This window comes from Xanthomonas sp. DAR33341 (assembly GCF_003992815.1).
GTDB lineage: Bacteria > Pseudomonadota > Gammaproteobacteria > Xanthomonadales > Xanthomonadaceae > Xanthomonas > Xanthomonas cissicola.
The window spans coordinates 84125-103387 of record NZ_QEYV01000009.1 but is presented as its reverse complement, the minus strand read 5'-3'; the positions used below and the strand labels follow the sequence as shown (position 1 = coordinate 103387).

Sequence of the window (19263 nt, the reverse complement as noted above, 5' to 3'; positions counted from 1 at the left end):
AGCTGCAGCAGAGGCTGACCGACAAGGGATTCGACGTGGGCGGCATCGACGGTGTGCTGGGGGCGCAAACTCGCCAGGGAATCCGTGCATTCCAGCGTATCCAGCAATTGCCGCAGGACGGTTACGCCAGTACGTCGCTGCTGGCCCGTCTGCGGGCCGCCTGATCGGGGATATCCCTCACCTTGGCCATGCTTCAAAATATTTAAATGTTAACCAACAACGAGGCATTAAGCATGCTAAGAAAAGCCTGGGATGGCCGTTACGGCCGCCCGGTGCTGACCCGCCAGTTATCGGACACACGCTGTGAGGAAGGCCGCACCTGGGGGTACGACGATCGTCGCGCCACGGTGTGGGTCAACGATGGCTGCCGGGCGCGTTTCGAGGCGCGTTGAGGCAGCGAATGGGCGCGCCGCGCGCGGCTGGGCCAGGGGTCGGGACTTCCGCCCTGCTAGCGGCTGCGGCGCGCTGGTCCGGCTCAGGCGGGGTCGGACGCTGGCTTGGCAGCAGGCTTGCTCTCGGCGGCGGCGGCCGGCTTGGCATCGCCACCGGCGCTGCTGCTTTCGGTGAGGTTTTTCTTCTTCTCGCCCGCCGACTTGAAGTCGGTCTCGTACCAGCCGCTGCCGGACAGACGGAACGACGGCGCGGTGATTTGGCGCTTGATCGTGGCCGCCGCGCAGGCCGGACAGGTCTGCGGATCGGGGTCGGCCATCTTCTGCAGGCGGTCGAAGGCGTGACCGCAGGTGGTGCACTGGAAACCGTAGATGGGCATGGCAGGATCAGCTGAAGACGATGCGGGGCGCAGATTCTAGACGGATGCGTGCGGGCAGGTGCAGTGGGCCGTCTGCGATGTTGAATACGCGCGAATGTGTTGCGGGCAAGAGACATCGATCGATGTGGTTGCGTCGCACTTGCACGCCAGGTGCGCTCGCTAACCACCGCAGCCCTCATCGTCAGCTAGCAAGACGGTTAAGCGTGTTCGCATGTATGCCGAAGAACGCGAATCTACGCAATGAATGATCATCAGATCGGCGCGACTGCCTGAACTGCGCAGGTAGATGAGGTAATCATCCCGCACGCCAGAAACCCACGCTTCGCATCGGGCTGACGCCACAACAGCGGGTATCGAGCGCTATAGAGGCAGGTCGTTTCGATCAAGCCATACGATCCGGGCTGTTACACTCGAACTCGTGATCGACGCGCCTTTCCCCCCACGAGGGCCGCATCCATGTTGCGGTTGACTGCCTTATTGCTTGGCGTTGCCCTGCTGCTCACCGGTAGCGGGTTGCTCGGCACCCTGCTCGCCGTGCGCGGCGATCAGGCCGGCTTCGATGCGCGGGCGTTGGGGTTGATCATGTCCGGCTACTTCGCCGGCTTCTTTCTCGGCACCTTCTTTGCACCACCGCTGATTCGCCGCATCGGCCATATCCGCGCATTTGCGTTTTATGCGGCGCTGGCAGCCATTGCGGTGTTGCTGCATCCGATCTGGTTGAACGCCTGGGGCTGGGGCCTGCTGCGCCTGGTGACCGGCGCGGCGCTGGTCGGCCTGTATACGGTGATCGAAAGCTGGCTCAACGCCGAGCCGGACGCGCGCCGGCGCAGCCGGGTGTTTTCGGTCTACATGGCGATCAATCTGTCGGCGCTCGCACTGGGCCAGGTCCTGCTCACCATCGGCGATGCGGGCGCACCGGCGATGTTCACGCTGACGGCGATCCTGATCTGTGCGGCAGTGATGCCGGTGATGACCACGCGCCTGATTCCGCCCGAAGTGCCGCATGTCTCGCGCCTGCGACTGAAAACGCTGTACGCATTGGCGCCGGTGGCAACCATCGGCGCGGGACTGTCGGGCCTGGCGATGGGTGCGTTCTGGGGCTTGTTGCCGGTCTACGCCAACCGCATCGGACTGGATGCCGACGGCGTGGCGATGTTCATGCTCACCGCCATCGTGGGCGGTGCGGTGCTGCAGTGGCCGATCGGGCGCATCAGCGATGGGCATGACCGCCGCATCGGCCTGGTGACCGTAAGCACGCTGGCCGCCGCCATCGCGATCGCTGCCGCATTGCCGATGGTGCAGACGCAGACCACCGTGCTGTTCGTGCTGTTCTTCGTCTATGGCGGGTTGGCGTTTTCGCTGTACCCGTTCGCGGTGGCGCACATGCTCGATTACCTGCCGCGCGAAGACCTGCTTTCCGGCAGCAGCAGCTTGTTGCTGGTGCATGGCGTAGGTGCGGCGATTGGCCCTGCACTGGCCGGCGGCGCAATGCAGAAATTCGGCCCGGCCGCGTTGCCGGTGTACTTCGCGGTGATGTTGTTGGCACTGGCGGGCTTCACGTTGTCGCGGCTGCTGCGCTTCACCCGCCGCCGCACCCATCCGATCGCCTTCCGCCCGATGCTGCGCACCACCCCGTCAGCACTGGAGTTGATGCCGGAAACACAGCAGGCCGAAGCACCGCCGCACGCCAAGGGCGGCTGATACAGCTATGTCGCTGTCGTTAGTCGCTGCGCTGCTGGTCATGTGATCTGCGGCGCTGCTGCAATGGGGCCCCTTGCCCGCCCACCATCTCGGGGGGGGCACCGCAAGGCGGAGCAACTGGTGGACGACTTTTTTGGATGGATCAGCCATGGAGCGGTCGATCTGGTACTTGGCTGCAAGGCCCTTGCCCGCCCACCGTCGCGGAACACGCCGCAAGTACGTCCTTGTAGGCTCTTACGCGGCTTCCCGACGTTAGGATTTCCTAAGTCCATCTGGTGATCCCGGCCACACCTGTAGCGCGGTCATCATCACGCAACGCAAGCGCGGCAGTCTTCCCAGACCCCCTCCGCCGCTGTGGATTTCAATGGATTCGATGTCCTCCTTGCGCGTGCGCCATCCTGCCACGCTCGCGTTATTGCTGGTTCCGCTCACCCTGCCCGCATACGCACAGCAGGTTCCCGACGGCGCAACCCCCGACCCGGCCGCAACCGTACCGGCCAGCGCTGACGAGCAAGTATCGACGCTGGATCAGGTGCAGGTGGTCGGCCAAGCGATGACCTATTCCAAGACCAACGTCAGCAAGGAAATGCTGGACCGCCAGTTCGTGCTCGGCAGCGTCAACGATGCGCTCAACGAACTGCCCGGCGTGGTGGTCACCGAAGCCGATGCCTTCGGCTCGTAGGATTGGGGCACGCAGATCAGCATGCGCGGCTTCGTCAGCAATCGCGATACGCAGCAGATCGGCACCACCATCGACGGCGTGCCCAATGGTGGCTCGGCGTACGGCGGCGGCTCCAAGGCCAACCGCTTCATCGACATGCCGGATCTGGAAACGGTGGAAGTGAGCCAGGGCACCGCCGACATCGCCTCGCGCTCCAACGAAGCCCTGGGCGGCACCTTGAATTACCTCACCAGCGAACCGCTGGAAACGCAGCGTGTGCGCATGATCGGCGGCATTGGCGATAACCAGGCGCGCAAATACTACGCGCGCTACGACACCGGCCTGATCGGCGGCAGCACACGCGCCTGGGTCAGCGGCTCGTCGGCACGCAACGACGACTGGATCGACGGCAGCGGCCACACCAGCCGCGATCACCTGGCCGGCAAGTTCGTCAGCGTGTTGAATCAGTGGACGCTCAGCGGCTACGCCTCTTACGACGATGCCGACGAATCCGAATACGCCAGCGTGACCCCGGAGCAATTCGCGCGCGACCCCGAGCACGATCTGTTGACCGGCACGCTCACCGGCATTCCGTACCTGGACCAGAACTACCGCTCCGGCTCGCGTGCGCTGCGCAAGAACACCTTTGGCTACCTGCGCGGCGCCTTCGATGGCGGCAACGGCTTCAAGACCACGCTGACCGGCTATGCCCACCGCATGCAGGGGCGCGGCGACTGGATTCCGCCGTATCTGGTGGATGTCAGCAACGATGGCGCCGGCATGGCGGAATCCGAGGCGCGTGGCGGCAATACCGTGTATGGCGGCAGCGATCTGGGCAAGCTGTATTACCTCACCCCCGGCGGCGCAGCTGCCACCATGCTGGCCGGTTGTGCCGGCAGCGATGCGGTACCGGCCGAATCCAATCCGGCCTGCTATCCGGCCGGTTCGGTGCCGGTGCAGTCGTATCGACATAGCCACTACGACAATCACCGCGCCGGCGCGATGGCCGATGTGGAATGGCGGACCGATCTCGGCGCCATCGACAACACCGCGCGTGCCGGTGCCTGGCTGGAGCGCGTTGAGCGCAGCGTCACCCGCGACTGGCACCGCCTACTCAACGTCGGCACCAACATCAGCTTCGATCATCAGCCGTATTGGGTGCAGTTCAAGGACAACTACCAGACCGACGAGCAGATGTATTACCTGGAAGACGTGATGCGCTATGGCGCATTCGCCTGGCGCGTGGGCGTCAAGCAATTCTTCGTCGACCAGACCCGCGACCGCCGCATCGGCGATGCGCAGCACGTGCAATCGGATTCGCATTCGGACCCGTTGCTGTCGGCCGGCCTGACCTGGACGACACCGGTGCAGGGCCTGGAAGCCTTTGCCGGCTACTCGCAAAACTTCGCCGCGATTCCGTCCGGCGTGCTGGGCGAAACCGACCCGGTCGCGCTGAGCCGGGTGAAACCGGAAACCGCCGACAACATCGAACTCGGCCTGCGTGTCAGCCGCTGGCCGTTGACCGGCAGCGTCACGCTGTACGACATCCGCTTCGACAACCGCATCGTGTATGTGCCGGCCAACTTCGTCACCGGTATCGATTACCTGGGCGAAACCGATGGCGTGTACGAAAACTTCGGCGGCGTGCATGCGCGCGGCGTGGAAGCAGCGCTGGGCTACGGCTGGGACAACGGCTGGCGCATCAATGGCGCCTACACCTACAACAAGGCCGATTACCTGGGCAGCGGCGATGCCGCACGCGATACCGCGCTGGAAATCACCCCCGGCGCGCAGGTGATCGGCCAACCGCGCAACACCCTGGTGATGTCGGCGGACTGGCGCGGCCAGGCGTGGCGCTTCGGTATGTCCGGACGCTATCTGGGCAAGCGCTACCTGGATGCCTCCAACCGCGCTGCACTCGATGGCGTGACAACCTTCGATGCGAACCTCGGGGTGGAACTATCGCAGCTGTCGTCGCAGCTCAAGGGCCTGCAGCTGGCGCTCAACGTCAGCAACCTCACCGACAAACGCTATCTGGAGGGCGTGGACGGCAGCGACAGCGCCTTTATCGCCGCGCCGCGCACGGTCGGGCTGACGTTGACGCTGGATCTCTAGCGTCGGCGGCGCATTGCCGACCTGCGGGATGGCCATTGCGACGTGCGTGCGAGCGGATCGGGCTGAAGACACGCCACCCGATCCGCTCCCTGCATCGCCTGCCACGCAGGTGCAAACGGACAGGGTCGGCGGTGTTGCAAGCACGCAAGAGAACACACGCGCTGACGCGTCGGGTACGCTCGACGCGCTCAGCGCTGACCGGATGGGAGCGCCAACCAGGTGACACGATGATCGACCTTCCCCGCCGCCGCGTTCTGCAGACCGGGCTCGCCGGTGCCGCCGCCGCGTTGCTGCCCTCCAGCATCGCGCGGGCCGCCGCCATCGCGCCGGACCGCCGCAGCGGCACGCTGGAGGATCTTCAGCATGTGGTGATTCTGATGCAGGAAAACCGCGCGTTCGATCATTACTTCGGCGCGCTGCCCGGGGTGCGCGGGTTCGGCGACCGTTTCCCGATTCCTGCGCCGCCGTTACCGGGCGCACCGGCGCGCACGGTGTGGCTGCAACCCAGCGAGGACGGCCGCCAGTGGCTGACGCCGTTTGCGCTGGATACGGCAGCGCAATTCGGCTTCATGCGCGTGCAAGGCACGCCGCATAGTTGGGTGGATGCGCAACGCGCCTGGGATCACGGCCGGCTCGGCCACTGGGCCGCCGCCAAGCACAACCATGCGCTGGGCTATTACCGGCGCGCGGATATCCCGTTCCAGTACGCGCTCGCCGACGCCTTCACCATCTGCGATGCGTACCACGCCGCGATCCAGACCGGCACCAATTCCAATCGCGTGTTCCTGTGGACCGGCGGCAACGATCCGCAGGCGCGCGCACGCGGCCCGGTGATCGGCAATTCGCACGACAACTTTGCGGAACTGGGCGGTTTTGCCGAGCCGTATCACTGGGGCACCTACGTCCAAGCGCTGCAGCACGCCGGTGTGTCCTGGCAGATCTATCAGGACATGGCAGACAACTTCACCGACAACCCATTGGCCGGCTTTGCGGCATTTCGACAGGCGTACAGCGCCGCGCCCGGACATGATCCGCAACTTCGCGCGCGTGGCGTGAGCACGCGCGGTCTTGCGCTGCTGCGCGAGGACGTGCTGGGCGGGCGCCTGCCTGCGGTGAGCTACATCATTGCCGATGCGGCCGGCAGCGAGCATCCGGATCCGTCCAGCCCCGCCCAGGGCGCGGCCTACACCGCACGCGTGCTGGATGCGCTCACAGCCGATCCGGCGGTGTGGAGTCGCACCGCCTTGCTGGTGATGTTCGACGAGAACGACGGCTTCTTCGACCATATGCCGCCGCCCGCACCGCCGTCGCCGGATGCACGCGCAACTGGCGGATTTGCCGGCGCATCGACGGTTGCCACCGACGACGACTATCACCGCCACCCGGCCCCGGGCGAACAGAAAGTGGATCTTCCCGAACTGCGCGGGCGGCCCTATGGGCTTGGCCCGCGCGTGCCGATGTATGTGGTCTCGCCATGGAGCCGCGGCGGCTGGGTGGATTCGCAGGTGTACGACCACACCTCGGTACTGCGCCTGCTCGAACGCCGCTTCGGCGTGCCTGCGCCGGAGATCACGCCCTGGCGGCGTGCAGTGTGCGGCGACTTGACCAACGCCTTCGATTTCCGCCAGACCGATGCGCGCCCCTTCGCCGCGGCGCTGCCCGATGTCGGCGCAACCGCAGCGCGCGCAGCAGCCTTGCGCGAGCATGCACTGCCGCCGTTGCCGGCCACGTTGCAGCCGCCCGAGCAACCGTTCGGCGTGCGCCGCTCGCGCGGGCTGCCGTATCGTCCCAGCGTGGAGCTGACCTACCTGCCCGAGCGCGGCGAAGTGAACCTCCGCATGGCCAACGCGGGTGCGGCGGCGGTGCTGCATGTCTACGACCGCTTCGATCTGGCCGCAATTCCGCGCCGCTATACGGTGGGAAATGACGCCACCGTGGACGGCACGTGGACCACCTACGACGGCCGCTACGATCTGTGGCTGCTCGGTCCCAACGGCTTCCATCGTCACTATCGGGGCGATGTGGGTGCACCGCTGCTGGTGGCCGAGATCGCGCGGGATCCGAACGATTGCACCTGCATGCTGCTATCGCTACGTCACGGCGGCAGCACTGCCGTGCAGCTTGAGCTGCAGCCAGGTGCATATGCAGCCGCACAGCCGCGCGAGCGCCTGCGCCTTGCACCCGGCATCACCGAGCAGCGGCGCTGGAAGGCGGCAGCAACCGGCGGCTGGTACGACCTATGGGTGCACCACGACGGCGCGGCCCAGCGTCTGGCCGGGCGCATCGAAACCGGCGCAGACAGCGTCAGCGACCCGGCCATGGGTGGGCCGGCGCGATTGCAGCAAGAGTTGCCTATCTTGATAGGCGCACTCGATTAAGAGCGGCTTACACAACGACTGCGCTCTCCGCCACGCGTGCGCGGTCGACGCCAGGTGCCGCATGTCCCACGCGTACACGGCGGTTCCGAGCGCAACGTTCACATCCGCCGGACGACTACTCGCTACGTTTTGGCAGCCGCTCCAAGCCTTTGCGGCTCTGCATGCGCTGAGCGTGCAGATGGCTGCGCGATCGGCGGGCTTGCGCACGGTTGCACTCAGCGCGCGCCAGACGCGTCCGGCAGGGCAACCATCGCTGACCAGGTTTCCACCAGCGGCGGCCCATGTGCGATCGGCAGTGTGGCCGCGCGCAGGCCGAACGCAGCAGATCTCCGTCCCTTCCAGAACCATGGTCAGGACTTGATCGCCACCGCCGGGGAACACCTGCACCGCCGCACCGGTGTTGCGACCCTTGGGCGCATAGACCGTCATCGTCGGGCGACTGACATCGCTTACCTTGTTCCATGGGAAGCGCCCCTCGCCGATGCCCACCGATTCGGGCTTCGGATGGCGCACCCCATCAGGCACCGCTTGCGACCAGAGCGGCATTTCTCACTGACCAGAGGCTGGTGGCCAGGCACGCGATGGTGCGAGTCCATGCACAAGCAGCGCAACCGCCGCAAACCGATGACACAGCCTGATTTGTACTGTGAACTTCGAAAAAGCTGAGAGGAAACAGCAAGCACGTCGTGGATTCACACGCGAATGGAACGTGGAAAACAGTTGGCGATTGCACTCAACCCAGGATGCTCTTGCGGACCGCCACTGCCACCGCCTTCAACGCCGCATCGCGTGCAGCGTCGTCGACCTTGGCGCCGTTCAGGTACGTGGCCAGCAGCATCGGCGCCCTGCCCTTCGGCGGCCAGAGGATAGCGATGTCGTTACGGGTGTCGGTGCCGTTGCTGCCGGTCTTGTCGCCGATCTTCCAGCCGGCCGTGAGCCCCGCACGCAGGCAATCGTCGCCGGTGCGGTTGTCGATCATCCAGTCGGTCAGCTGCTTGCGCGAGGCTGGCTGCAGCGCGTCGCCAAGCAGCAGCGTGCGCAGCGTGGCGGCCATTGCCGCAGGCGTGGTGGTGTCGCGGGGGTCGCCGGCGACAAACCGGTTCATCTGCGGCTCGTAGCGGTCGGTGCGGGTCTGGGCATCGCCGATGCCGCGCAGGAATGCAGTCACGCCGGCCGGGTCACCGACCAACGGGAACAACAGATTGGCGGCCGGGTTGTCGCTGTAAATCATCGTGGCCCGGCACAGTTCGCCGACACTCAGCGAACCGCCGACATGGCGTTCGGTCACCGGGGCATGCTCGAGCATGTCGGAAGCGTGGATCTTGACCTGCTGTGCCAGCGTCAGCTTGCCCTGGTCCACCTGCTGCAGCACCGCGGCAGCCAATACAAATTTGAAGGTGCTGCACATCGGAAAGCGCTCGTGCTCGCGCTGCCCGAGGCGCTTGCCGGTGGCGCTGTCGAGCAGGCAGATGCCCAGGCGGCCGCCGGTGCCACGTTCGATCTGCGCCCACTGCGCCCGCAGCATGTCGTCCACGTTCACCGCAGGGGTGAGCGCCCATGCGGGTCTGGACGCTGCAAGCAGCACGCCCGCGCCGGTTGCGTGCAGGAACTGTCGCCGATTCAACATGCGGTTGCCTCCTTGAGAGAGCCCGCAGTATCGATGCGCACGAGGCAGCCGACCATCGCGATGTTTCGATCTCAGGCATGAATTGAACTAATCTCTGCCCATGCCCCGCCCCCGCCTGCCGCTCAATGCCCTGCGCGCGTTCGAAGCCGCCGCGCGCCATCAGAATCTGACCCGTGCGGCCAACGAGCTGTGCGTCAGCCAGGCCGCGCTGAGTCACCAGATCAAGGCGCTGGAGCAGCAGTTGGGCGCCAGCCTGTTCCACCGCCTGCCGCGCGGGGTGGCACTGACCGACGAAGGCGCCGCACTGGCTCCGGTGCTCGGCGAGGCCTTCGACCGCATCGCCGCCACCCTGGAACGCTTTGCCGAGGGCCGTTACCGCGAGGTGCTCAGCGTGGGCGTGGTGGGCACCTTCGCCACTGGCTGGCTATTGCCGCGGCTGGCGGCGTTCCATGCGGCGCATGCGGATATCGAGCTGCGCCTGTCCACCCACAACAACCGCGTCGACCTGGCCGGAGAAGGCCTGGATCTGGCCATCCGCTTCGGCGATGGCGATTGGCAGGGCCAGGTTGCCGAAGCCGTGATGGAAGCGCCCTTTGCGCCGGCGTGTGCGCCGGCAATGGCGCGCGGCTTGCGCGTGCCGGAGGATCTGGCGCGCGTGCCGTTACTGCGCTCGTATCGTCTGGATGAGTGGCCGCAGTGGTTCCGCGCGGCGCGTGTGACGGAGGTGCCCGCGCGCGGCACCATGTTCGATTCGTCGCTCACCCTGGCCAGCGCAGCGGCAGCCGGCGGCGGCGTGGCGTTGTTGCCGCTGCCGATGTTTCGCCAGGACCTGGATGCCGGACGCCTGGTCTGCCCGTTCCCGATCGCCATCGATGCCGGGCGCTACTGGCTGACGCGGCTACGGTCGCGGCCGCAAAGCGACGCCGGGCGCCGGTTGCGCGATTGGCTACTGGCCGAACAGCACATCAGCAGCTGAGCAGCACTGCCGCGCTTAGGGCGCTTTGGACGTCTTTCCCACCTGCACGGCCAACTGACGAAACGCCTCGTACTGCGCCCTGTCGGCGAACCAATGCGGGCAGAACAGTTCGAACAGCCGGTCGTTGTGGTACAGCAGCAGCACCCGCTCGTTTTCGCGGATGCGCATGTAATCGGACCAGGGGCGACGCAGATGGCCGTCCGCCCAGGTGATTTCCAGTCCGTTCTCGTCCCATGCATAGGTGTAGGTATGCCGCAGCGAGGCCTGCTGCGCGTGCAGGCGTTTGATCCGCCGTGGCAGGCCCCACACGTGCAACAGCGCCAGGCCGATCAACCCGCCGCCGCCGCTGCCGATCAGCACCGGGCCGATGATCTCGCTCGCGTCACTCAGTTGCAGCACCACCACCCCGACCAGCAGCAGAACAGCCAGAAACACGATCACACGTTTGGACCAATGACGCGCATGCAAGCGCTGTGCGGCCAGATGGTCTTCCAGGCTGATGGTGGCGGTGATCATGGGCAACCTCCTTGCTGGGCTCCAGGCGCAGCGTAACCCAGCGGTTTTTGTCGTGACTAACGACAGGTAGCGCAATCGGCAGGCGGGTACGAACCGTGCGCAGAACCGCAACGTAAGCGTGTTACCTGCCGCACCGAGCACCGGCCGCAGCCACCCAATGGCTGCGCAGTCGTGTTGTCAGCCGCTCTTACGCACCGTCGATCAATTCCATCCACGCCGTCTCGGCTTCAGCCAGCTGCTGCGCGGTTGCTTCGCGGTCGCGTCCGAGCACGGCCATCTTCTCGCTGTCGGCGTAGTTGCCGGGATTGGCCAGCTCGCGATCCAGCGCAGCAAGCGCCGCTTCCAGCTCGCCGACGCGCTTTTCGGCGCTGGCCAGCTTGTGCGGGTTGACGGCCTTTTTCGGCGGCAGCGGCTTGGTCGGCGGTGGCGGGGTCGGCGCCACTTCGGCCATCTTCTGCTTGGTGCCCTGCGCAGCCGGGCGACTACGCAACCAGGCCGCATATTCGTCCAGGTCGCCGGCGAACGGCTCGACCACGCCATCGGCCACGCGCCAGAAACTGTCGCAGACCAGGCCGATCAGATGGCGATCGTGGGAGACCATCACGATGGCCCCCTCGAAATCGCTCAGCGCCTCGGCCAGCGCTTCACGCATTTCCAGGTCCAAGTGGTTGGTCGGTTCGTCGAGCAGCAGCACGTTCGGCTGCTGCCAGGCGATCAACGCCAGCGCCAGACGCGCGCGCTCGCCGCCGGAGAAGCCATCCACCACTTCGAAGGCGCGGTCGCCGGCGAAATTCCATTTACCCAAAAAGTCGCGGAACGCCTGATTGGCGCCATCCGGCGACAGCTCGCGGAAGTGGTCCATCGGCGATTGGCCTTCGTGCAGCGATTCCACCGTGTGCTGGGCGAAGTAACCGATGCGCAAATCCGGATGTGCGCTGCGCTCGCCCGCCAGCGGTGCCAGCTCGCCCACCAAGGTCTTGACCAGGGTGGACTTACCCGCGCCATTGGGCCCCAACAACCCGATCCGATCACCCGCTTCCAGGCCGAAACCGACATCGTGCAGGATGACCGTGGCGGCGTCACCCCCATCCGCCCTTCGGGCACCTTCCCCCGCACGCGGGGGAAGGATTGCGGGCGCGGGATAGCCGGCTTCCACGTGATTGAGCCGGATCAGCGAAAACGGCAGCCGATTGGGCTGCGCGAACTGGATGCGGAACTCGCGCTCGGCGCGCACCGCCTCGGTGCCGGCCATCTTGGCCAGGCGCTTCATGCGGCTCTGCGCCTGGGTCGCCTTGCTGGCCTGCGCCTTGAAGCGGTCGATGAAGCTCTGCAGATGCGCGCGCTCGGCCTGTTCCTTGTCATGCGCGATCTGCTGCTGCCGCAAATGTTCGATGCGCTGGCGTTCGAAATCGGTGTAGCCACCGACATACAGCTTGGCGGTGCCACCATGCAGGTGCAGGGTGTGGGTGGCCACGTTGTCGAGAAATTCGCGGTCATGCGAAATCAGCAGCAGCGTGCCCGGGTACTTGAGCAGCCACTGCTCCAGCCACAGCACCGCATCCATGTCCAAGTGGTTGGTTGGTTCGTCGAGCAGCAGCAGGTCGCTGGGCATCATCAGCGCGCGCGCCAGATTCAGCCGCACGCGCCAGCCGCCGGAGAACGACGACACCGCGCGATGGTGCGTGTCTGCCGGAAATCCCAGACCGTGCAGCAACTTGCCGGCGCGCGCTTCGGCGTCGTAGGCGCCGATCTCGGCCATCTTCTGGTGTGCGTTGGCCACCGCCTCCCAGTCTTCGCGCGCGGTGGCTGCGGCTTCTTCCTGCAGCACCGCGGAGACTTCGATGTCCCCACCCAGTACGAACGACAGCGCCGGGTCGGGCAAGGACGGGGTTTCCTGCGAAACGCTGGCCGTGCGCACCTTGCCGGGCAGATCGACATCGCCCTTGTCGGCCTCCAGCTCGCCCTTCACCGCAGCGAACAGGCTCGACTTGCCGGTGCCGTTACGGCCGACCACACCGACGCGGTAGCCGGCGTGCATGGTCAGGTCGACGTTGGAGAGCAGCAGACGCTCGCCGCGTCGCATGGAGAAGTTACGCAGGGAAATCATTGATGGACAGTCCGATAGAACGAAAAGGAATGAGCAGATGAGCAGCATTCCTGCGACGCCATTCTAGCGTTAACGAATAATTAGCGCCTTCAGCGTGGCCGCCATCTTCTTCGCCCTCCCGCGACCGCCGCCTGCCTAACCTTGCCTGGTCCTGCCTGGACCCACGTTTTTTGGAGTTGTCATGAACACCCCCGTTTCCGCGCTTGCGACCGCCGTGGTCGCTGCACTGCTTGCCTCCCCCGCCCTGGCCCAGACCGCCGCGCCGGCGACTGCCCCGGCCAACACCCTGGATACGGTCATCGTCACCGGCACCCGCGTGTCGGACCGCACCGTGGCCGAGTCGCAGTCGCCGATCGACATCATCAGCGCCGAGTCGCTGCAGGCCACCGGCACCCCGGAACTGGCCACCGCGCTGGCGCGCGCTCTGCCCTCGTTGAACTTCCCGCGCCCGGCGCTGAGCGATGGCACCAGCGCGATCCGCCCCGCGCAGCTGCGCGGCCTGTCGCCCGATCAGGTGCTGGTGCTGGTCAATGGCAAGCGCCGCCACACCTCCTCGCTGCTCAACCTCAACGGCACCATCGGTCGCGGCGCGGCGGCGGTGGATCTGAACACCATCCCGGTCGCGGCCATCGCACGGGTGGAAGTGCTGCGCGACGGCGCCTCGGCGCAATACGGCTCCGACGCCATTGCCGGTGTGGTCAACATCGTGCTCAAGGGCGCAGAAAAGGGCGGCAGCCTGCAAGCCGGCTTCGGCCAGTATTCGGCGGGCGACGGCAACAACTACGAGCTCTCCGGCGACACCGGCGTGGCCTACGGCGGCGACCGCGGCTGGCTGCACGTCGCCGCCCAGCTCAACCAGCAGGATCCCACCGACCGCGCGCGCGCCTATGCCGGCGCGCCCAGCGTCTCGCAGCCGGCAGTCGGCCAGAAGGCGTTCAAGATTGGCGACCCGGAGGTCAATGCGCAGGCGGTCTCGGCCAATACCGAATTCGCTTTCACCGACAGCATCACCGGCTATGCGTTTGCCACCGCCAGTAACCGCGACATCACCTCGTTCGCGTTTTTTCGCGCGCCGGGCAGCACCACGCAGAATATCTTGTCGATCTATCCGCAGGGCTTCCTGCCGGAGATCCAGACCTACGCCAAGGATCGCTCGCTGGTGGCCGGCGTGCGCGGCTCCACTGCCAGCGGTTGGGACTGGGACGCCAGCTACAACTACGGCTACAACCGCATCGATTTCCATACCCGCAATACGCTCAACGTCAGCCTGGGCCCGACCTCGCCCACCTCGTTCTACGACGGCGCGCTGGAAACCACGCAGAACATCGTCAACCTGGACGTCAAGCGCGGTTTCGACTGGGGCCTGGCCTATCCGGTGACGGTGGCCTTCGGCGCCGAGTACCGCAACGAAAAGTGGAACCAGTCGCCGGGCGAAGCGGGCTCGTATTTCCAGGCCGGCACGCTGGCCGGTGGCGCGCAAGGGTTCGGCGGCTTCGCTCCGAGCGTGTCGGGCCAGTACGCGCGCGACAGCTACGCGCTGTATGCGGATCTGGAAGCCGACTTCACCGACACGTTCTCTGCCGGCCTGGCCGGGCGTTACGAGGACTACAGCGATTTCGGCAGCCAGGCCTCGGGCAAATTTTCCGCGCGCTATGCGTTCACCGACAAGATCGCGTTGCGCGGCACGGTGTCGTCGGGCTTCCGCGCGCCATCGCTGGCGCAGCAATATTTCCAGTCCACCAGCACCACGTTCCTGGCCGGCAATCCGAACCCATTCGAGATCCGCACCTTCCCCGCCGACAGCAACGTAGCGCGCGCGCTCGGCGCCGAACCGCTGGATGCGGAAACCTCGCTGTCCTACAGCCTGGGCCTGGTGCTGCAGCCGACCGATGCGCTCTACCTCACCGTGGATGCGTACCAGATCGATGTGGACGACCGCATCGTGCTGTCGTCCAACCTTACCGGCACCGGCGTGCGCAGCCTGCTGGAATCGCAGGGCATCTTCGGCATCAACGGCGGGCGTTACTTCACTAATGCAGTGGACACGCGCACGCGCGGCGTGGACGTGGTGGGCAGCTACCGCTGGCAGCTGGCCGCCAGCAGCGTGGACCTGACCGCCGGCTATAACTACTCGGAAACCGAGGTGCGCAGCGTGGCCGCCAACCCGGCAGCGTTGTCGGCCAACGGGCTGAGCCTGGAGCGCATCGACCGCACCGAGCGGGGCCGCATCGAAGAAGGCTTCCCGCGCGACAAGTTCCTGATCAACGGCAGCTGGAACCTGGAGCACTGGACGCTGGCCCTGGGGGCCACGCGCTACGGCAAGTACAGCACCCGCCCGGCAGACGCGAGCAACGACCAGACCTTCGGCGCCAAGTGGGTGGTGGATGCATCGGCCAGCTACAAGGTCGACCGTTGGACGCTGACGCTGGGCGCAGACAATGTGCTGGATCAATACCCGGACGAAAACAACTTCGCCAATTCCACCAGCGGGCAATTCCCCTACAGCAACCTGTCGCCGTTCGGCTTCAATGGTGCGTATGTGTACGGGCGCATCAACTACCGCTGGTAAGCGCTGCGCTTGAGCAGCCGATGTCGTCCTCGTGATCGTGAGGCGGGCGATGCGATCGGCCAGCTCGCGATCAGCACGGGACATCCGCAGCCTGCGCCGTGATCGAGAACGCGGCGTCGATGCACGCATGGCATGTCGCATTGCATCTTCGACATCGAGAGTCGACCACACGCCCCGGCCAGCCCGGGGCGTGTGCGTATCGGCCAAGCGTTACCTACGGCCTCTTTGGAGCGGCAAACAAACTCACTGCCAGCGCCAGGCGGACGCGGCCGGTGCTCGGTGCAGCCTCGACCATGCGTGCACCGCGGTTGGTGTGCGCCGTCTGCGCGCTGCGCTTTGGCAGCCGCTCTGCGCACCGCATCGCTGCGAGGTGAAGAACAGCCGGCAGCTGCGGTGGTATCAACTGTGCTTCCGTCATTGCCGGAGCACGCTCCATGCAAACATCGCAGCTGTCGCGAGGACGCTTGATCGACCATCTGCACCTGGTGGTGCAGGACCTGCCGGCCAGCCGGCGCTTCTACCAGGCTGTGCTGGACGTTCTCGGCATTCCGGTCGGTGGCGAAGGCGACGGCTTCTTCTGGGCCGACGAACTGTTCGTCTCCGACCGCGCCACGGTGGCACAAGGTGTGCTGACCGGCCGCCACCACCTGGCGTTTCAGGCACGCGATGTGGCGATGGTGCAGGCCTTCCATCAGGCTGCGCTCGTCCATGGGGGTCGCGACAATGGTGCGCCCGGCCTGCGCCCCTATCACCGGCACTACTACGCCGCGTTCGTGCTCGATCCGGACGGCAACAACATCGAAGCGGTCTTCCATGGTGTTGCGCAACGCAGTGCAGATGCGGTGCACATCACATTCTGATGCACAAGTTTCATAACTGGTATTGCCGTCCACTATGGTGCAAGCGAGCGCCCGCCGCAGCAGGTCTGGTGCAGGCGTCGCATCACTTTGGTGCACGATGACAACGTTGCCAGTATCACGGCAGAGATGACAGTTGCTTGCGCAACGTAACCAAAATTTGACATGCGGTTACACGTGGTTAATGGTTGAGAACGCACCGCAGCTGCCGCGATGGACGCGGCCCGGGAGGGGGCCCCTGCGATGCATCCGTTCCCCACTCGGAGTTGTTACCGCATGAATTGCAAGACCAGTCCACTCGCAGTCGCCGTTGTTCTTGCACTGTCGTTTTCCGCTTCAACCGCGTCTGCACAGTCGCAGGCGCCGGCCCAGAAAACACTGGACACCCTGATCGTGACCGGCACGCGCGTGGCCGATCGCACGGTCGCCGAATCGGCATCGCCGATCGACATCATCTCGCCGCAGGCACTGGAATCGACCGGCACCACCGAGTTGGCGACCGCGCTCTCACGCGCGATTCCCTCGCTCAATTTTCCGCGCCCGGCCATCTCCGACGGCTCTGACGCGGTACGCCCGGCACAGCTGCGTGGCCTGTCGCCCGACCAGGTGCTGGTGCTGGTCAACGGCAAGCGCTATCACAGCACGGCGTTGATCAATCTCAACGATACGCAAGGGCGTGGCTCTTCGCCTGCAGACCTCAACACCATTCCGATCGCCGCGGTGGAGCGCATCGAAGTGCTGCGCGATGGCGCGTCTGCGCAATACGGCTCGGACGCCATCGCCGGCGTGATCAATGTCGTGCTCAAAGGCAGCGGCGAAGGCGGCAGCATCAATGGTCGCTACGGCAAGTACAGTGCTGGCGACGGCGAGCAGTATCAATTGTCCGGCGATGCCGGTTTTAGCTTCGCCGGCACCGGCAAGGTGCACCTGGCCGCACAGGCCGGGCACTCGGATCAGACCAACCGCGCATTGCCCTTCCAGGGCCGTGTGGAGCAACGTTACGGCGACCCCGACATCGACCAGGGCGCGCTTTCGTTCAACGGCGAATACAGCCCCACCGATTACCTCACCTTCTATTCGTTCGGCATGGTCAGCCGGCGCGAAGTATTGTCCAACGGCTATTTCCGTTTTTCCGGCGACAATCGCAACCGCCCGGAAATCTATCCGGACGGCTTCCTCCCGCAGATCTACAACGTCAGCAAAGACGTCTCGTGGGTAGGCGGTTTGAAGACCTCCACCGAAGGTGGCCTGAACATCGATCTGAGCTACAACTATGGCCAGAACAATCTCACCTTCGATGTGCGCAACAGCTTGAACAACAGCCTCGGCGTGACGAGCCCGACCGACTTCCACGCCGGTACGCTGGAAGTGACGCAGAACGTGCTCAATGCCGATTTCACCAAGACGCTGGATTGGGGCCTGGCCTATCCGGTGACGCTGGCCTTCGGTGCCGAATGGCGCGGCGAGAAGTTCAACCAGTCGCCCGGCGATGCGGCCTCCTCGGCCAACGGCGGTATTCCCTCGGCCAACGGATCGTTGATTCCCGGCGCGCAGGTGTTCCCGGGCTTCAAGCTCTCCGACGCCGGTTACTACAACCGCAACAGTCATTCGATCTACGCCGATCTGGAAGCGGATCTGACCGAAAAATTGTCGGCCGGGCTGGCCGGGCGCTACGAGAAGTACAGCGACTTCGGCGACACCGCCACCGGCAAGCTGTCGCTGCGCTATGCCTTTACCGACAAGGTGGCGGTGCGTGCGACTGCGTCCACCGGCTTCCGCGCGCCGTCGCTGCAGCAGCAGAACTTCCAGTCGATCGCCACCCAGTTCCTCAACGTGGCCCAGCCCAACGGCACGGTGACCGCGATTCCGTTCGAGATCGGCACCTTCCGTACCGATAACCCTGCCGCGATCGCGCTCGGTGCCGAACCGCTCAAGGCCGAAGAGTCCAAGAATTACGGCCTGGGCGTGGTGTTGCAGCCGGTGGAGAATCTGTACATCACGGTGGATGCATATCGCATCGATATCGACGACCGCATCGTGCTGTCTGAAAACCTCACCTCCAATGCGGTCCGCAACTACCTGCAGGCCAATGGCTTCCCGGGCATCGGTGGCGGGCGCTACTTCACCAATGCGGTAGACACCAAGACGCAAGGCGTCGATGCGGTGGGCACCTATCGCTGGAACCTGGATGGCGGCAGCGTGGAGCTGACCTCCGGCTACAACTACAACAAGACCGAAATCAAACGCATCGCCGACAACCCGGCAGCGCTGATGGCGATCGACCCGAGTGCGGTGCGCATCGGCCGCGCCGAAATCGGCCGTATCACCGAAGGCACGCCGCGCGACAAGTTCTTCCTCGGCGGTACCTGGTCGCCGGGCAACTGGTCGTTCACCGGCACCGCCACGCGCTGGGGCGAGTTCAGCACGTTCGGCACCAACGCCGGCAGCGACCAGACCTACGCGGCCAAGTGGACGCTGGATCTGGCCGCGTCCTACAAGTTGGGCGCGTGGAACTTCACCGTTGGTGGCGACAACGTGCTCAACGAGTATCCAGACCGCCAGCAAGCCGGTTTGGGCACACGCACCTACCTGCCCTACAGCAGCGCCTCGCCGTTCGGTTTCAACGGCGCGCTGGTCTATGCAAACGTGAATTACAAGTGGTAACTCCCTAGTGCCGGTCGGCCACGACCGGCACTTGAGTCGCGCGGCACTGCACGTCCGACGTGTCGCCGACGTCACCGTCCCTGGCCAGCCTCGCACACGTGAGGTGGCCAGGTTAGACGCTCTCCGCTGCACGCTGCACCGCTTCAGCAAGGACGCGCGCAGCAAAGTGCGCAAGGCGCCACACCGCGCGTTGCCGATTGCTGCCCTCTTCGCGCGCACTGCTCCGTACTGCGGAAGCAAGCGGCGCGCAGGCATGGCCGATTACCCGTACGCAGTTGCATTCCCCCGGTATTGACGGTGCTTCGTCGCTACGTCCATCACTC

At 65.4% G+C, this 19263-nt stretch carries 11 protein-coding genes, 1 other RNA gene and 3 pseudogenes; 10 read left to right on the top strand and 5 right to left on the bottom strand.

Annotation, left to right across the window (positions count from 1 at the left end; translation table 11 throughout):
* Positions 1-164, top strand: a 164-nt coding sequence (locus tag EO156_RS00475; protein WP_164735848.1) for a peptidoglycan-binding domain-containing protein, incomplete at its 5' end; no start/stop codon positions are given.
* A gap of 81 nt (positions 165-245) precedes the next feature.
* A pseudogene (locus EO156_RS00470) lies at positions 246-392 on the top strand (DUF3011 domain-containing protein); the annotation flags it as partial.
* An 83-nt stretch (positions 393-475) separates the two neighbouring features.
* Here the strand turns inward: EO156_RS00470 and EO156_RS00465 are convergent.
* On the bottom strand, positions 476-769 hold the full coding sequence (locus EO156_RS00465) for a zinc ribbon domain-containing protein (protein ID WP_005913639.1): 294 nt from the start codon (positions 767-769) through the stop codon (positions 476-478).
* A 456-nt stretch (positions 770-1225) separates the two neighbouring features.
* Here EO156_RS00465 and EO156_RS00460 point away from each other — a divergent pair, with 456 nt between their 5' ends.
* The 4 genes and pseudogenes from EO156_RS00460 (at position 1226) to EO156_RS00445 (ending at position 7762) form a co-directional block, all read left to right on the top strand.
* On the top strand, positions 1226-2470 hold the full coding sequence (locus EO156_RS00460) for an MFS transporter (RefSeq protein ID WP_003489572.1): 1245 nt from the start codon (positions 1226-1228) through the stop codon (positions 2468-2470).
* Between the two features lie 304 nt (positions 2471-2774).
* Positions 2775-5246, top strand: a pseudogene (locus tag EO156_RS00455) (TonB-dependent receptor).
* A 227-nt stretch (positions 5247-5473) separates the two neighbouring features.
* Positions 5474-7624 carry a phospholipase C, phosphocholine-specific gene (locus EO156_RS00450; RefSeq protein WP_029996360.1) on the top strand — a complete coding sequence of 717 codons (2151 nt, stop codon included), beginning with the start codon at positions 5474-5476 and terminating at the stop codon, positions 7622-7624.
* Between the two features lie 61 nt (positions 7625-7685).
* Positions 7686-7762, top strand: a non-coding RNA gene (locus tag EO156_RS00445) — sX9 sRNA.
* 183 nt (positions 7763-7945) lie between these two features.
* On the opposite strand, the pseudogene EO156_RS00440 reads toward EO156_RS00445, so the two are convergent.
* Together EO156_RS00440 and bla are read right to left on the bottom strand one after the other, a co-directional pair.
* A pseudogene (locus tag EO156_RS00440) lies at positions 7946-8230 on the bottom strand (alpha/beta hydrolase); the annotation flags it as partial.
* Positions 8231-8357: 127 nt separating this feature from the next.
* Positions 8358-9251 (bottom strand): class A beta-lactamase, encoded by an 894-nt coding sequence (gene bla, locus EO156_RS00435; RefSeq protein ID WP_016850665.1) that lies wholly within the window; start codon positions 9249-9251, stop codon positions 8358-8360.
* Between the two features lie 100 nt (positions 9252-9351).
* On the opposite strand from bla, the gene ampR reads away from it, so the two are divergent.
* Positions 9352-10227 carry a LysR family transcriptional regulator AmpR gene (gene ampR / locus EO156_RS00430; protein ID WP_003489568.1) on the top strand — a complete coding sequence of 292 codons (876 nt, stop codon included), beginning with the start codon at positions 9352-9354 and terminating at the stop codon, positions 10225-10227.
* A gap of 15 nt (positions 10228-10242) precedes the next feature.
* On the opposite strand, the gene EO156_RS00425 is transcribed toward ampR, so the two are convergent.
* Together EO156_RS00425 and EO156_RS00420 are read right to left on the bottom strand one after the other, a co-directional pair.
* A complete protein-coding gene (locus EO156_RS00425) occupies positions 10243-10743 on the bottom strand; it encodes a YcxB family protein (RefSeq protein WP_016850666.1) in 501 nt (166 codons plus the stop codon).
* Positions 10744-10930: 187 nt separating this feature from the next.
* Complete coding sequence (locus EO156_RS00420; RefSeq protein WP_016850667.1) at positions 10931-12850, bottom strand: ATP-binding cassette domain-containing protein; 1920 nt, start codon at positions 12848-12850, stop codon at positions 10931-10933.
* A gap of 181 nt (positions 12851-13031) precedes the next feature.
* Between EO156_RS00420 and EO156_RS00415 the strand changes: the two genes are divergently transcribed.
* The 3 genes from EO156_RS00415 to EO156_RS00400 all read left to right on the top strand — a co-directional run bounded on the left by EO156_RS00415 (position 13032) and on the right by EO156_RS00400 (position 18940).
* A complete protein-coding gene (locus tag EO156_RS00415; protein ID WP_016850668.1) occupies positions 13032-15419 on the top strand; it encodes a TonB-dependent receptor in 2388 nt (795 codons plus the stop codon).
* A gap of 434 nt (positions 15420-15853) precedes the next feature.
* Positions 15854-16279: a VOC family protein gene (locus EO156_RS00405; protein WP_005921436.1), complete on the top strand. Its 426-nt coding sequence runs from the start codon at positions 15854-15856 to the stop codon at positions 16277-16279.
* Positions 16280-16552: 273 nt separating this feature from the next.
* On the top strand, positions 16553-18940 hold the full coding sequence (locus tag EO156_RS00400; RefSeq protein WP_016850670.1) for a TonB-dependent receptor: 2388 nt from the start codon (positions 16553-16555) through the stop codon (positions 18938-18940).
* Positions 18941-19263 lie beyond the last annotated feature (323 nt).

What these genes read in the sequence shown, in the direction of transcription:
- EO156_RS00425 (WP_016850666.1), bottom strand. Translation starts at nt 10,743, where the DNA reads ATGATCACCGCCACCATCAGCCTGGAAGACCATCTGGCCGCACAGCGC.
- EO156_RS00460 (WP_003489572.1), top strand. Translation starts at nt 1,226, where the DNA reads ATGTTGCGGTTGACTGCCTTATTGCTTGGCGTTGCCCTGCTGCTCACC.
- EO156_RS00420 (WP_016850667.1), bottom strand. Translation starts at nt 12,850, where the DNA reads ATGATTTCCCTGCGTAACTTCTCCATGCGACGCGGCGAGCGTCTGCTG.
- EO156_RS00450 (WP_029996360.1), top strand. Translation starts at nt 5,474, where the DNA reads ATGATCGACCTTCCCCGCCGCCGCGTTCTGCAGACCGGGCTCGCCGGT.
- EO156_RS00400 (WP_016850670.1), top strand. Translation starts at nt 16,553, where the DNA reads ATGAATTGCAAGACCAGTCCACTCGCAGTCGCCGTTGTTCTTGCACTG.
- bla (WP_016850665.1), bottom strand. Translation starts at nt 9,251, where the DNA reads ATGTTGAATCGGCGACAGTTCCTGCACGCAACCGGCGCGGGCGTGCTG.
- EO156_RS00415 (WP_016850668.1), top strand. Translation starts at nt 13,032, where the DNA reads ATGAACACCCCCGTTTCCGCGCTTGCGACCGCCGTGGTCGCTGCACTG.
- EO156_RS00405 (WP_005921436.1), top strand. Translation starts at nt 15,854, where the DNA reads ATGCAAACATCGCAGCTGTCGCGAGGACGCTTGATCGACCATCTGCAC.
- ampR (WP_003489568.1), top strand. Translation starts at nt 9,352, where the DNA reads ATGCCCCGCCCCCGCCTGCCGCTCAATGCCCTGCGCGCGTTCGAAGCC.
- EO156_RS00465 (WP_005913639.1), bottom strand. Translation starts at nt 769, where the DNA reads ATGCCCATCTACGGTTTCCAGTGCACCACCTGCGGTCACGCCTTCGAC.